Origin of the sequence: Photobacterium atrarenae, from assembly GCF_024380015.1 — a bacterium.
Lineage (GTDB): Bacteria > Pseudomonadota > Gammaproteobacteria > Enterobacterales > Vibrionaceae > Photobacterium > Photobacterium atrarenae.
The window spans coordinates 970,067-983,125 of sequence record NZ_CP101509.1 but is presented as its reverse complement, the minus strand read 5'-3'; the positions used below and the strand labels follow the sequence as shown (position 1 = coordinate 983,125).

The 13,059-nt window shown below is 49.7% G+C and carries 15 protein-coding genes; 8 read left to right on the top strand and 7 right to left on the bottom strand.

Annotated elements, in window-relative coordinates:
- Positions 1 to 98: 98 nt before the first annotated feature.
- Genes NNL38_RS20520 through NNL38_RS20505 form a run of 4 tightly spaced genes read right to left on the bottom strand, consistent with a single transcriptional unit; the run spans position 99 to position 2,968 of the window.
- Complete coding sequence (locus NNL38_RS20520; RefSeq protein ID WP_255392295.1) at positions 99 to 392, bottom strand: SemiSWEET transporter; 294 nt, start codon at positions 390 to 392, stop codon at positions 99 to 101.
- Positions 392 to 1,162: an inositol monophosphatase family protein gene (locus NNL38_RS20515; RefSeq protein WP_255390720.1), complete on the bottom strand. Its 771-nt coding sequence runs from the start codon at positions 1,160 to 1,162 to the stop codon at positions 392 to 394. The genes NNL38_RS20520 and NNL38_RS20515 overlap by 1 nt, the downstream gene beginning before the upstream one ends.
- A gap of 8 nt (positions 1,163 to 1,170) precedes the next feature.
- The gene (locus NNL38_RS20510; RefSeq protein ID WP_255390719.1) at positions 1,171 to 2,223 is read right to left on the bottom strand and encodes a LacI family DNA-binding transcriptional regulator; all 1,053 of its coding nucleotides are present in this window, start codon (positions 2,221 to 2,223) and stop codon (positions 1,171 to 1,173) included.
- 4 nt (positions 2,224 to 2,227) lie between these two features.
- A complete protein-coding gene (locus tag NNL38_RS20505) occupies positions 2,228 to 2,968 on the bottom strand; it encodes an MBL fold metallo-hydrolase (protein WP_255390718.1) in 741 nt (246 codons plus the stop codon).
- Positions 2,969 to 3,151: 183 nt separating this feature from the next.
- Here NNL38_RS20505 and NNL38_RS20500 point away from each other — a divergent pair, with 183 nt between their 5' ends.
- From NNL38_RS20500 to NNL38_RS20480, 5 genes are all read left to right on the top strand, one after another.
- Entirely contained in the window at positions 3,152 to 4,159 is a 1,008-nt protein-coding gene (locus NNL38_RS20500) for an ABC transporter ATP-binding protein (protein WP_255390717.1), read from the top strand.
- Between the two features lie 44 nt (positions 4,160 to 4,203).
- Positions 4,204 to 5,352 (top strand): ABC transporter substrate-binding protein, encoded by a 1,149-nt coding sequence (locus tag NNL38_RS20495; protein ID WP_255390716.1) that lies wholly within the window; start codon positions 4,204 to 4,206, stop codon positions 5,350 to 5,352.
- Positions 5,353 to 5,420: 68 nt separating this feature from the next.
- Positions 5,421 to 6,254, top strand: coding sequence for an ABC transporter permease (locus NNL38_RS20490; protein WP_255390715.1), 834 nt, complete (start codon positions 5,421 to 5,423; stop codon positions 6,252 to 6,254).
- On the top strand, positions 6,254 to 7,117 hold the full coding sequence (locus NNL38_RS20485) for an ABC transporter permease (RefSeq protein ID WP_255390714.1): 864 nt from the start codon (positions 6,254 to 6,256) through the stop codon (positions 7,115 to 7,117). The genes NNL38_RS20490 and NNL38_RS20485 overlap by 1 nt, the downstream gene beginning before the upstream one ends.
- Positions 7,118 to 7,239: 122 nt before the next feature.
- On the top strand, positions 7,240 to 8,343 hold the full coding sequence (locus tag NNL38_RS20480) for a hypothetical protein (RefSeq protein WP_255390713.1): 1,104 nt from the start codon (positions 7,240 to 7,242) through the stop codon (positions 8,341 to 8,343).
- An 89-nt stretch (positions 8,344 to 8,432) separates the two neighbouring features.
- On the opposite strand, the gene NNL38_RS20475 is transcribed toward NNL38_RS20480, so the two are convergent.
- The 3 genes from NNL38_RS20475 to NNL38_RS20465 all read right to left on the bottom strand — a co-directional run bounded on the left by NNL38_RS20475 (position 8,433) and on the right by NNL38_RS20465 (position 10,606).
- A complete protein-coding gene (locus tag NNL38_RS20475) occupies positions 8,433 to 8,747 on the bottom strand; it encodes a heavy metal-binding domain-containing protein (RefSeq protein WP_255390712.1) in 315 nt (104 codons plus the stop codon).
- A 30-nt stretch (positions 8,748 to 8,777) separates the two neighbouring features.
- Entirely contained in the window at positions 8,778 to 9,770 is a 993-nt protein-coding gene (locus NNL38_RS20470; protein ID WP_255390711.1) for a Gfo/Idh/MocA family protein, read from the bottom strand.
- A gap of 86 nt (positions 9,771 to 9,856) precedes the next feature.
- Positions 9,857 to 10,606, bottom strand: coding sequence for a dienelactone hydrolase family protein (locus tag NNL38_RS20465; protein ID WP_255390710.1), 750 nt, complete (start codon positions 10,604 to 10,606; stop codon positions 9,857 to 9,859).
- Between the two features lie 133 nt (positions 10,607 to 10,739).
- On the opposite strand from NNL38_RS20465, the gene NNL38_RS20460 reads away from it, so the two are divergent.
- The 3 genes from NNL38_RS20460 to NNL38_RS20450 all read left to right on the top strand — a co-directional run bounded on the left by NNL38_RS20460 (position 10,740) and on the right by NNL38_RS20450 (position 13,017).
- Positions 10,740 to 11,711 carry a glycosyl transferase family protein gene (locus NNL38_RS20460; RefSeq protein ID WP_255390709.1) on the top strand — a complete coding sequence of 324 codons (972 nt, stop codon included), beginning with the start codon at positions 10,740 to 10,742 and terminating at the stop codon, positions 11,709 to 11,711.
- A gap of 165 nt (positions 11,712 to 11,876) precedes the next feature.
- Positions 11,877 to 12,650, top strand: a complete 774-nt coding sequence (locus NNL38_RS20455) for a beta-ketoacyl synthase chain length factor (RefSeq protein ID WP_255390708.1) — start codon at positions 11,877 to 11,879, stop codon at positions 12,648 to 12,650.
- Positions 12,651 to 12,756: 106 nt separating this feature from the next.
- The gene (locus NNL38_RS20450) at positions 12,757 to 13,017 is read left to right on the top strand and encodes a phosphopantetheine-binding protein (RefSeq protein WP_255390707.1); all 261 of its coding nucleotides are present in this window, start codon (positions 12,757 to 12,759) and stop codon (positions 13,015 to 13,017) included.
- The last annotated feature ends 42 nt before the right edge of the window (positions 13,018 to 13,059 follow it).

Sequence of the window (13,059 nt, the reverse complement as noted above, 5' to 3'; positions counted from 1 at the left end):
TTTCAAAACGTCACAGCCCCTCCGGAAAAACCGGAGGGTGCACGTATCTTCAGTGAAACGTACAATAAAAATCGGCACAACCCATCAATGAACTCCCCCTAAATTTGGCGAAGTGAACTATTTTTAGCCTTACTGATGGTATCTCGAAGCTTCATCGCCAGTATGATAGCCGCCAGAATGAGCGTCACGAGATTGGCAATAATTAATGGTAAATCTTTGACGACCACACCGTAGACGCACCAGAGAAAGACACCAAAAACAAAAATACAGTACATCAAGAGTGAAATGGACTCAGTATTTCTTGACTGAATGATCTGCCAAACCTGAGGAATAAACGAGCAGGTTGTACAGAAGGCTGCACCATAGCCAACAAGGGTAATATCGATAGCCATCACGACAATTGTTCCATATAGGTGCTGAGAACTGGCCACAGACGCTGAGTACTGACCCAAACGGGATTCCCATTGATCAATCCATCATTGGCCAGAAAGTCGGGAACACATCCGCCAGCTTCCTCGACCAGAAGTAACCCCGCAAGCGCATCCCAGCTGTTGAGGTGAGCCTCAAAATATCCATGAACGAGTCCAGAAGCAACATGAGCAAGCATCAGCGCACCAGCGCCAAAACGTCGATGATCGACGTTGTTTTCATCTAAAATGGCCAATAGGTTGATCACGTCTGACAGGGGTCTGCGGTTAGAGTGGCCAATGCCAATGATAGACTGACCTTCCGCTTCATTTTCCATCTTTAAACAACGGCCGTTCAACCAAGCGCCCTGCCCTTTTCTTGCAGAAAAGAATTCATCCCTTTCCGGCGCATAAATATAACCCAGTTCAATTTGATCATTATTTACATAGGCAACGGAGATACACCAATAATCCATCCCCTGTATATAGTTGGTCGTGCCATCGATTGGATCGATCACCCAAATCCCTTCTTCCCCTGCGGTAATGCCGCTCTCTTCACCCAAAAAGCCATCCTCAGGAAACAGATGACTGATTACGCTTTTAATCTCAGTTTCAACTTCCCTGTCGACCTGAGTCACAAAATCGTTCTTACCTTTGACTTCGATGGATAAACCTTGTTTGCGAAAAGATAACGCTTTATTTCCTGCAATTCTAATTGCGTTTTCCAGCGCTTCCAGTTTCTCTGCTGCTTTCATTTTCTTACCTATGAATTCTGCTTGTGGATTGGTGATGTGTTTCTTGTGATGAGCTTGACCGGAATCAGCTCAACTCTCTGCTCCATGTCCTCATGACGCGCTCTGCTTTCCAGACACCATAAGGCTCGCTTGGCCGTTTCAACGACGTCATGCTCTATCGTGGTCAGCCGGTAGCTATATTGAGCCGTTAAAGGCGTGTTATCGAAGCCAATGATGTGAAAGTCTTTGGGCGCATCAAGCCCATTTTTTCGCATGCCATCGAGAAAACCGCAGGCCATGAGCGCTGTGGCACAAAAAATACCATCGGGTCGTTGACCAGAAGCTATCAACTGCTCAGCGGCAAGAAATCCACCGTCATATCCATTGCCTTCAGACTGAATCTCAACATATTCATGGTCTTTGTTGTTTAACCAACCCTTGAGTGACCTTTGAAAGCCCTTTTCACGGTCTAAGCCCGACCATGTAGAGTGTTTGTAATTCAGCCAACCAATTGAACGGCATCCGACGGCTATCAGCTGATCGGCTGCCAGTTTGGCGCCAGCGTGGTTATCGGAGCAAACGACGTCGATTTTGGGCAGATCTATTTCCCGGTTAATACCGACAATCGGAATGCTGTATTGAAGACACTCTTTAACCAACGCCTCCGGCGGCTGACCGGATGTTACGACGACTCCGGATACTCGGTATTGCGTAAATCGGCGCATGGTTTCATCAAGTTCATCACCCGGACGAACCTCAGTCACCATGGCCTGGTAGCCTCGCGCCTGGATCTCTTTTAACAGGGCTTCCAACAAAAGACTTCTGAAAGGGTCATTAATATGCGCGACAACCACCCCTATCAGCTGGCTGCGGCGCCGGTTTAACCCTTGTGCCAGAAAGTTCACCTGATAACCGAGTTGTTCAGCCGCTTTCAGTACTTTTTGCTTCGTCGCTTCCGAGAGGCTGCCGTTTTCAGTAAACGTTCTGGAAACAACTGAGCGTGACACGCCGGCTAAATTCGCCACATCCTGTGCGGTCACGACATTGGGTTTATTTTTGGTGTTCAACTTGGTATCCACCATTTGGTCATTCTGATAAATCGATGGTTAAACCATCGTGACTCACAAACAGGTGTTCTATTGTTGCTGCGCTCTGTTTTATTTCCGCAATGGCTTCATCCCAGCAATGATAGAGGCCGAGCCGTTTTATATTGGATTTTTCTAACAAAGATTTACAAGCATGGAAGTCACCATGGGATGAGGTTTCATCCAGGGCGTCAAATGAAGCACACTCCTGGAATGCCAGATCTGTATGTTGCATTAAATCAATCGTAGCCTGAGTCGGCCTGCCGTCCCCGCTATAAAACAACCGCTGACCATCAGCTGAAATTCGTACTGCCCTATTCGTCAGCTCATGCTGTGTTTCAGCCGTGTCCAACTGCCAGTGATTCCATACAAAATGATCCGTGATCATTTGCCAGCGAACTTCGAAGCACAATTCTTTGGTTGGCCAGTTGGCAAATGAGGCGAGAAACTGCAACGGGGCTTTATTCTCTTCCTGACAAAAAATAGTCACAGGCTCAGTCCGGTGATGGCTTTTCCAGTAATTAAATAATGCCGTGAGCCCCGTGCAATGATCCGGATGAATGTGCGTAAAATATATAGCGCCTATTTCGTTAACGCTTGCAGCACGACTAAATAACGCCCGAGGAACGGTCGGACCGCAATCTATCAGTAGCTGATCCCCTGTATTGTCTGTTACAAGTAACGACGATGTATTACTGATTTTTGAGAAAGCACTGCCACATCCAATCACTTCAATTTTCATTGTTTAAACCAAACTTTCTTCTTTCATTAATTAATTTGTCATAAAGCAAGCTCAAAGTACGCTCATATGATGTCTGTTAAGTTTTGCATTTTTTTTACACGCCAATGAACACGTGTTCATCGAAGCAAAAAAAATCTAAGCATCAGAAGTGAACTTTATATCTTTCTGATTTTTGAGGTAACAATGACGAGTTTGAACATTCAGGGCTTATGTGCCGGATACGGAGATAAGCAGATACTCTCAGATATAAATCTGACCGTTCATCAAGGCGAGATGATTGCTCTGCTTGGTCCTTCCGGCTGCGGTAAAACGACACTACTGAATGCGCTTTGCGGCTTTCTTCCAGTTTCTGAAGGCGAGATCCGGTTTAGTGACAAAAACATGACCAACCTACCGGCAGAGAAACGAAATATTACCATGGTTTTTCAGAGCTATGCACTCTGGCCGCATATGACTGTTGCGCAGAACATCGGCTATGGCCTGAAAGTGAGAAAGGTTCCCGCGCAACAAATTAATCAAAGGATCGATGAGTTTTTGGCGATCGTCAATCTAGAAGGGCTAAAAGATCAGAAAGTCACGGATTTGTCCGGCGGCCAACGCCAGCGCGTTGCTTTGGCAAGAGCTTTGGCAATCCGACCGGACATTTTGGTTCTTGATGAGCCGCTGTCGAATCTGGATGCAAAAGTCAGGCTCCAGGTACGACATGAGATTAAATCTTTGCAAAAGCAATTTGGTTTTACATCCCTGATCGTGACCCATGATCAGGAAGAAGCCCTGGTCATGGCAGACCGCATTGCTGTTCTGAATCAGGGGAAAATCGAGCAACTGGGGACATCTGAGGAAGTTTACCACCAGCCAAAAACGCCTTTTGTCGCCGATTTTATGGGGGCGGACAATCGGATAGTCTGGCCTGAAAACAGCAAAGAGCGTCAAATTTACTTCCGGAGTGAGAAAGCGCAATTGGTGGAGCAGCATTGCGAAACACCTTGTCGCTCTCTTTCCGAAGAAAACGGGCTGCAGCTATCCGGAAAGGTTATACAAAGTGCGTTCTTTGGCCACAACTATCGTGTCAGCATCGAGTGTGATGGTCAGCTGATTCAAGCGATTCACCCGACTCCCCTTGAACCCGATTTAAACGTTTTATTACGCGTGCCACACCATTCGCTCCATATGTATCACGGGCGACACTAACGATTCACTCACCCACGAGTAACTACCTCAATTAAGGATTAGCAATGTTTGTAAAAACCAAAATGACTTTACTGACAGCTATGGGTGCCATTCTTGTTTCCGGCGTAAGCCAAGCGGAAACAACACTGAATGTCGCATCTGCAGGAAGCCAAAACATGGTCGACTATGTAAAAACTTACTTAGCGCCAAAGTTTGAAGCCGCACACCCAGGCGTCAAGATTAATGTTGTCGGTACCGGCCCTGGCGATGCAGGCTCTCATAAAATTCTGGAAAAGCTCTCTGCTCAAAATAAGAGTGGCCTGAAAGCGTGGGATATCGATGTCGCGGTTGTCCATCAAAAAATTGGTGGCGAGCTGGTTCAGCAAGGGCTATTGAGTCGCTACCGGGACGATATCAATACGGGTGCGATGGTCACCCGGGACAGTGCCAGGAATGCGCTGGGTACCAATGTTGATGGTTATGTCATGCCAATGTTCCACAGCCAGACCGCTATTGCGTATAACAGCGATCTGATCCCGACACCCCCGAAATCATATGATGAGCTTGTTCAGTGGGTTGAAAACAATCCGAAGGCATTCGGCTACAACGGCATTAAGAACGGGATGTCCGGTGTGAGCTTTGTGACCGGTTGGGTATATGCATATGGCTCGGATGCAGACAAGCTTTCAAGCCAACCATATCAAAAAGGTGTTCAGTCTCAGTGGGATGCCGCGTTCGAACAGCTAAAAGCGTTTAACAAGAACATCACGTTCACGCCGGGTAACGCCGGGACGCTGGACATGCTGAACCGGGGCGAGATCTTCATGGGACCGGTCTGGGTCGATATGTTCTATAGCTGGAAAGAACAGGGCAAGATCCCGCCCTCACTGAAACTCTCTCTGCTTGCGCCAGGCATGCCAGGACAGCCAATGTACTACGTTGTGCCGGAAAAAGCGGCCAATCCAGAACTCGCTCGCAAGTTTATCGAGCTGGCGACCAGCCCCGACATCCAAGCTGAGGGCATCGTGAAACGCTTCAACTGGTATCCGGGCATTGATGCTACACACGTTCAAAAGCATCTGGATAAGCAGAGCTGGCAGAAGTTATTCGCAGAAATTACGCCGGATGATCTCTCTCGGTACGGTAAAAGTTTCCCGATCGCACCTTATTTTGATGATATCAAAGAAGGTTACGAGCGTAAGGTTGCAAATTAATCGCTGTATGCTCAAGAGGTCACACACCTCTTGAGCTTTACATCGTGGCGGATTTCACTGGAAATATTATGCATTACAACCCAATAAAAAACATATCGATGGTTCTGCCGGCGGCATTCATGGTGGGTCTGTTTTTCCTCTACCCATTAGCCTTTTCTCTTTTTTCCGCGCTGTTTACCGATGAAGGTGCGTTGACAACAGCGCATCTGGAGAATGCGGTCGAACTGTACTCCAACGATATTCTGTTTACGATCATTATCGTACTGAGTTCAATAGTCATTTTATGTGTGCTGTCGATCTTGATTGCTGCAACATTACGTCTCTCTCCCTTTACGTCGCTCGTTCGGATTTTAGGGGTACTTTACCGACTGCCTCTGTTCATCCCACTCATCGTGACAGCTCAGATGATGAGAACCTTTTTAGCTAAAAATGGGTTAATGAATAACGCGCTCATTGAGGCTGGATTATTTACCCCTCTGGAAACCATTTCATTCCTCGGCTGGAGTGGCATCATCATTACTTTTGTCTGGAAACAACTTGCTTTTTCGACGCTGCTTATTTCCGGGGCAATGTCTGCCATCGATGAATCCCAGGTCCGTGCCGCGAGAAACTTAGGGGGATCAAGAATTCGGATCCTGTTTCAGATTATCCTGCCTCAGATTGTCCCAACAATCGGAGTCGCCATGGTCCTGTCTGTTGTGACGATGATGTCAGCATTATCTGTACCGCTGATGATTGGCACCGGCACACCCACCATGATGACCGCCGACATGGCATTTCGAATCAACTCTTACGGTGATTACCATACCGCAAATGCACTGGGCCTTATTTCTTACTGTATTTGTGCTGCGTTTGCCTGGTTCTATCTTCGTCAAAACCTTAAAGAAAAGGCTGGTGTATAGTGAGTCAAGAACTAACAATGCGCTCTTTGACCAGAGCAAAGACATCCCGATTTTCAAACTTATTACGTCTGGATGCCTTTCCACAGTTTGTCTTTGTGATCTGCCTGGCATTGATCATGTTCGGCCCGATCATCAATTTGCTCATCTGGACAGTGGCCGAGGTTTGGTATTTCCCCTACGCTTTACCCTCCCAATGGGGACTCAAATACTGGGATCAGGTGTTCAGCCCCTATAGTGATGTTTCCGGCTCACTCACAACCAGCATCTTGATCGCTTTAACCACGGTTGCGGTCTGTCTCTCGGTCTCTATACCTGCGGGTTATGCGCTTGCAAAGCAGAAGATGCCTTTCAGAATATTCTGGATGCTCTTGTTTCTGATCCCTCAGGCGTTTCCTAACCTGACGGTGTACATGAACATCGCAAGAATATTCTACGACTTCGGACTCAACGGGACTTTTCTCGGGGTCGTCCTGGTACACAGTGTCCATGGTCTGATGTTTTCGGTCTGGATTAGCGTCGCCGCTTTTTCCGGTATAGACCCTTTGATGGTCCGGGCATCCAGAAATTTGGGCGCAGGCCCTGTCTATACCTTCTTCCATATCACGTTGCCTCAAGCGACACCGGGGATTGTGGCCAGTGGTATCTTCGTGTTCCTTGAGTCCCTTGATGAGTTCACCGGAACATTCTTTGTCGGCGCGCCAGAGATAAACACCTTACCGCTCCTGTTATATACGGCAAGCATGGAAGGCAATTACCAGATCGCATCGATTACGGCGCTGATATTACTGATCCCATCAATTCTGTTTATGTTTGTGATCAGCCGATTTATATCACCAGAGATGTTATCGAAAATTGGGCGGTAATAATAAATACAGCAATATAATTCTCGAACATAAGTGTAAATACTGTTTTCTCGGTAAGAATTAAACCTCTCACCATTTAAATACCTGTAATTAACCTGAACTTTAAAGATGGAACTTTCAATATGAAACATATTATACCAACCGTTATGTTGGGTTTAAGTAGCTCAGTCTATGCAACTTCAGATGCTTATCAACAACCTCAGCTGAACCTTTCCATGGATCAAGTGTTGTCCAGCCTGGCAGAGAGCTGCCAAGCGTTTGTTGCCGACACCGAAGTTGATCACAGCTTTGAGATCAGTGACCACCATCAATCTTTTGCACTGTCACACCAATGGAGTAATGGCACCCATACTGCGTTTATTTCCCATTCTGAAACAGGCTCAGATGATGAGGGACAAATTCTCGCATTTCAGGTCACAGAAAGTATGTTTGATTCAAGCAACGATCTTATCGCCAGCAACGAAACCATGTCTCTTGACGATAAGATTTATATTAGTGAGCAACACCCATCTGGTATTGCCTGGTTACCTGCGCCCACGAACAGCGCCAAGGACCAGGGTTATTTAATTATCGCCTCTCAATATGAAAAAACGGTTCGCTTTCGTAAATTCACCATCGATGGCGACCAAGGACAAGTGGCGGCGTTGACTCAAGCGGATAATGGAATAGAAGAAATCACAGATGTTTGGATTAACCGACATGAAAATGACTATTGGTTAATTTTACACGACATGGACAATGCACAAGGCGCGGCGTACAAGGCATCGGTGACAGATTTATTTCAATATGGCACGGATAACGAAGGTGAAATTGACATTCGCACCTTCTCCTATGTCAACAGCTATACCTCACCATCCAATACAGGCTGCAACAAAAGCCTCGGTCAAAATGCTCAATTAGTTGAAGATAGTACGGGGAACTGGTATATCGTTCACGCCTATACAGACACCACATGTGGCGCAAATATGGGGACGAACCAAGTCAAAGCTTACCCTGCTTACTTTAACGATAACGGCACGTTTAGCGTCGCAACCAGTCCTACCCCGGCAGCTTCAACCAGCGTGGGTTATTCCGTTAGTGTTACCGACGAAGGCGCCGATGGGGCCACTGGATTTAGGGTCACGAACGACGGACGACTCGTTGTCTATTTGGGGGGGCAGTATGCATCTTTAGACGGGTTTGACTATAAAACGTATTTGAAAGAATGCCGTTCATCAAAATATTAACTGCTTAAAATTCAATAGAAGTTCGCATATTGCGAGCTTCTATTCTCTCCAATACCCGAAATACGTTTTTCACTCTTTTATTTCAACGTCTATCTCAGCTTCACTGCCGTACCGTAGACCAGAATTTCTGAGGCGCCCTGCATAATCGCACTGGTGGTAAAACGCACGTTGACGATCGCATCCGCGCCCATGGCTTCGGCCTCGGCAATCGCCCGGCTCATGGCTTTTTCCCGCGCTTCCACCAGCATTTCGGTATAGCCGCGGATCTCGCCGCCAAAGATCGTTTTAAAACCGGCCATAATATCGCGACCGACATGCTTTGATTGCACCACGTTTCCGCTAACCGTTCCCAGCGTTTCGGTAATGGTCCGGTGAGCGATTTCAGATGTTGTAACACACAACATAGTCTTTTCCCCTAACTGAATTGAATCTCGTTATTCGCCGGGCTGACCCAGGATCTGGGACATGACCCAGGCGGTTCGGGTCGCCGTTTCCCCTGTCGAAGGATGCGGTTCGCCGCCCAGCAAGTGCGCTGCCATGGCTGCGACATGAAACTGCTGAATGTGCAGCGGATTTTCAATGAAACGGCTTCGCTCGCCTGATTCGTTGATTATAATCACCGGCGCTTCATCAAAGACGGAAAACACCAGCTTGCCCCGGCTGCCGATAATTTCCACCCGATCTTCACGCTTAGCGGCGCCAAAATGCCAGCTGCCGCACCCGGTAACACCAGATTCATGCTGCCAGCACCCGGTGACCGCATCTCCGGCACTATAGAGCCCTTGTTGATTGAGGCAAATTCCCATCGCCCGGGAAATATCGCCCAGCAGGAACATCAGCAAATCGAGCCCATGGCTGGCTAAATCATCAAAATAGCCGCCCGGTGCAATCGCCGCATCAGTGCGCCAGTTATATTGACCAGACAAATCAAGCTCATTGGCCGGTTTGGAGAGCTGCCAGCTGACATGGCGGATCTCGCCAATCTTGCCATCTGCTAACCAGGATTGGACCTGACGAAAACGCGGCAGTGACCGCCGATAATAAGCGACAAACAACGGCAGTGAGCGCTTACGAAATGCTGCAGTAATCAGCGCGCTGTCGGCGTAGTCCGGTGCCAGAGGCTTTTCAATACAACACGGCTTGCCAGCCTCGGCCACTTTTAACGCATAGATTTTGTGGCTATCTGGCGGCGTGGCGATATACACCGCATCCACCTCGGGATCGGCAATAAGCTGATCGGCATCAGTGTAATACCGTGCGACGCCATGCCGCTTGGCATAATCGCGGGCTTTAGCTTCATCCCGTCGCATAACAGCGACCAGCTCAAAGCCTTCCACCATCTGATAGGCCGGGCCGCTTTTCACTTCCGTGACATTGCCACAACCGATGATCCCCCAACGGATCGGTGTTTCCGGACACTGCTTCATGAATTCTACCTCCGGCCAACAGCATGACCAAGGCAGCAGTAAAAATCAATTAAATCATAATGATGTAACGTGCAGCGCGACCACGATTATCCGGCATGGAACACAGATTTCAGATAAGTCAGGAAGCGCTGCCACGACTTCACATCCGCATCCTGGCGATAATTCGGCGAACCATACACGGTAAAGGCATGCGGTGCGCCGCTGTAAACGATCATTTCGCTGTCGACTTTGGCCTGCTCGAGATCTTGCGACAGGGCGGCAAAATCGCTCATTGAGATCGCTTGATCAGCCCCGCCGTGAAGAACCAGCACACTACCTTTGGTTCGCGAGTAATCCTGTCCTTCAGGGGTACGCAGCCCGCCATGAAACGTCACAAACCCTTTCATGTCGGCCCCGGATCGGGCCATTTCCAGCACTGCTGCGCCGCCGAAACAATATCCCATCGCTACCGCTTGTCTGGTGTTTGCCCCCAGAGACTGTGCTTTGACCATCGCACCCTGAAGCAAATCGCGCATTTTCTGACGGTCCTGATACAACTCACCGGTATGCTGACGCTTGTCCTCATTTTTGGTTGGCCGAACTCCGGCACCAAATAAATCTGCGGCAAAGACCGCGTACCCGGCCTCTGCCAGCATTTCAGCCCGTTTCACTTCGTAGTCCGTTAACCCGTCCCAGTCATGGATCAATAAAACCAACGGGGCCGCGGATCCTTCTGGCGCAGTGTAGTAACCTTCATACGCCTCGCCATTGACCTGATAGCTGACCATCTTTCCTTCAGCCATCACCGTCCCTGAAGCCAGCAGCGTTAGCGCTGCTGCCAAACGTCCGATTTTCATTCTCCCTCCGATGTACCTGCTTCGGTGCGACAGTTCTATCAGTGTAGGTGATTTGTTAATAACCGAGACATTCGCATTCCGTTTCAATGGGGTATAGTTAATATCAGTGTGAAAAATGGAATTAGGGAAAGCAATGCCAGCATTTACAGAGTTTATTAAACATGTCGGCCGAGGCGAGAAAGGCCGCCGGCCACTGACGCAGGAAGAAGCGCGGGAAGCCCTGACCATGTACCTGGACGGCAGAGCCGAGCGACTCCAACTGGCCGTCCTGCTGATGCTGCAGCGGGTCCGTTGTGAAACCGGTGAAGAGGCAGCCGGATATATCCAGGCGTTGCGCGAGCGGATCGATCCGGACTGGCAGGACTTGGAAATTGACCTCGACTGGCCTTGCTTCGCCGGCAAGCGTCGCCAGCCACCCTGGTTGCTGCTGGCTGCCAAGCTGCTGGCGAAAAACGGCGTTCGGGTGCTGCTGCATGGCCATGCCGCGGTCGATGCCGTGAAATTTCAGATTGAATCCGCCTGCCCGGCGCTCGGAATCCGTCAGGCCACGACGCCGGATGAAGCCAAAACCATCCTCGCCCATGACGACATCTGCTACATCCCGCTGTCCGCTTACTGCGAGCCACTGGTCGATTTGCTGGCCCTGCGCGATCAGGTCGGCCTACGCACCCCGCTCAATACCGTTGCCCGCGGTCTGAACCCAAGTGGTGCGCCGTTTGCCATCCACGGCATTTTCCACCAGGGCTATGAAAAGCTGCACGCAGAAGCCGCGCAGCGAGTTGGCGATCTCAACATGGTGGCCTTTAAGGGCGAAGGCGGCGAGAGTGAACGCAGCCCGCGCACCGCCTGCCGCCTGGCCGGAGTCTCTCGCGGGGAAATCTATGAAGAGGAGTGGCCAACCTTCCTGGAAGGGGCCTCCGGCAAACACGGGGAGATCAGCGGTGAATATCTGCGACAAGTCTGGGAGGGGGAAATCGATAACAGCTATGGCACACATGCCGTCGTGTCAACCATGGCCATTGTGCTGAAAATGATGCAGGTCTGCCCGGATCAAGCCACTGCACTCGAGCAAGCCCAGCAGTGGTGGGATCACCGTCACGCCTAGACCAAACGCCACGCTTGCACCACTTGCCCGCCAAGTGGTGCCCCCCTCTCTTGCACTCAACCCGCTGCAAAAAAGTGAGATGCCTCAATAATCATCCCGGTTCTGCTGGGGCCTGTTTTCAATATATGCAACCATAGCCATAAATAACTCAATATGGCGCTGTCTATGAATTCATTCTCTTTTACTCTGCTCAACTGGCTAGCCCTTTCCCCCGGATTGACTGAGCCCGGCCATTGGCAACAGTGGGCACAGCAGGATATGACCTGGCCCGAAAACCCGGCTCCAGTCACGGCAAACCTGATCCCGCCGATGATGCGCCGACGCACCAGCCCACTCAGTAAAATAGCCCTGCAAGCAGCACTGTCCCTGGCCCAGGACCAACCCATTGACTACATTGTCTTTGCCAGTCGACATGGTGAACTGGCGCGTACAACCGCCCTGATCGAAAGCATCCTACAGGGCGAAGAAGCCTCGCCGACTCACTTTGCCCAAACCGTACACAACACGGCTGCCGGCCTGTTTACCATTGCCGCCAACCGGCCGGTTCCCGTCTCGTCGATCGCTGCCGGACGGGACACCCTGCACAGTGCGCTCCTCGATGCCGCCGCTTATCTGGCCGAATTTCCGGATCACCGGGTGCTGCTGGTCGATTTTGACGCCCCGTTGCCGGAGCCATTTCAGCCATTCGATCAGGGGCATTATCAAAGTTATGCCCTGGCAATGCTGCTCACCGGCGGTGCAGGCTATCAAATCCGCTGGGAAACGCCGCCTTCACCGGAGCCTGAAACAGGTCCGGCAACCCTTGAGCTGATCAGGCAACTGCTGAGCAACCAGCACCACTGGCAACTGACGACGGATCGCCATCGCTGGATCTGGCAGCGCAGCGTGATGACCGAATCAAACAAGGCGTCAGCGATACCAAACCAACAACAGTGTTAATTAGCTCCAATTTCTAAATCTCAATTGTGATACAGCCTGACACATATGTCACAATGAGCATATTGATCTATGGTTCTTCAACCAAAACAGAAAGGACAGTTACGCTATGGAACAACTTCACCTTGAACTCAAAAAACTGATCATCGACTCACTCAACCTTGAAGACATCAGTGTTGACGATATCGGAACCGATGAGCCGTTATTTAATGACGGGCTGGGGCTGGACTCCATTGATGCACTGGAGTTAGGGCTGGCGCTCAAAAAACAGTACAGCATTACATTAGATAGCGACGACAAAGAAGCGCGCCAGCATTTTGCTTCCGTAGCAACCCTCGCCGACTATATTGCTTCAGTCAAAGCGGCCTGAGCCTGTTACCAGACACACTTCACATATTCTTTTTGCGGGCGG

Excerpts from the sequence above, each read along its gene's own strand:
- NNL38_RS20520 (WP_255392295.1), bottom strand. The coding sequence starts at position 392 with ATGGCTATCGATATTACCCTTGTTGGCTATGGTGCAGCCTTCTGTACA.
- NNL38_RS20515 (WP_255390720.1), bottom strand. The coding sequence starts at position 1,162 with ATGAAAGCAGCAGAGAAACTGGAAGCGCTGGAAAACGCAATTAGAATT.
- NNL38_RS20510 (WP_255390719.1), bottom strand. The coding sequence starts at position 2,223 with ATGGTGGATACCAAGTTGAACACCAAAAATAAACCCAATGTCGTGACC.
- NNL38_RS20505 (WP_255390718.1), bottom strand. The coding sequence starts at position 2,968 with ATGAAAATTGAAGTGATTGGATGTGGCAGTGCTTTCTCAAAAATCAGT.
- NNL38_RS20500 (WP_255390717.1), top strand. The coding sequence starts at position 3,152 with ATGACGAGTTTGAACATTCAGGGCTTATGTGCCGGATACGGAGATAAG.
- NNL38_RS20495 (WP_255390716.1), top strand. The coding sequence starts at position 4,204 with ATGTTTGTAAAAACCAAAATGACTTTACTGACAGCTATGGGTGCCATT.
- NNL38_RS20490 (WP_255390715.1), top strand. The coding sequence starts at position 5,421 with ATGCATTACAACCCAATAAAAAACATATCGATGGTTCTGCCGGCGGCA.
- NNL38_RS20480 (WP_255390713.1), top strand. The coding sequence starts at position 7,240 with ATGAAACATATTATACCAACCGTTATGTTGGGTTTAAGTAGCTCAGTC.
- NNL38_RS20475 (WP_255390712.1), bottom strand. The coding sequence starts at position 8,747 with ATGTTGTGTGTTACAACATCTGAAATCGCTCACCGGACCATTACCGAA.
- NNL38_RS20470 (WP_255390711.1), bottom strand. The coding sequence starts at position 9,770 with ATGAAGCAGTGTCCGGAAACACCGATCCGTTGGGGGATCATCGGTTGT.
- NNL38_RS20465 (WP_255390710.1), bottom strand. The coding sequence starts at position 10,606 with ATGAAAATCGGACGTTTGGCAGCAGCGCTAACGCTGCTGGCTTCAGGG.
- NNL38_RS20460 (WP_255390709.1), top strand. The coding sequence starts at position 10,740 with ATGCCAGCATTTACAGAGTTTATTAAACATGTCGGCCGAGGCGAGAAA.
- NNL38_RS20455 (WP_255390708.1), top strand. The coding sequence starts at position 11,877 with ATGAATTCATTCTCTTTTACTCTGCTCAACTGGCTAGCCCTTTCCCCC.
- NNL38_RS20450 (WP_255390707.1), top strand. The coding sequence starts at position 12,757 with ATGGAACAACTTCACCTTGAACTCAAAAAACTGATCATCGACTCACTC.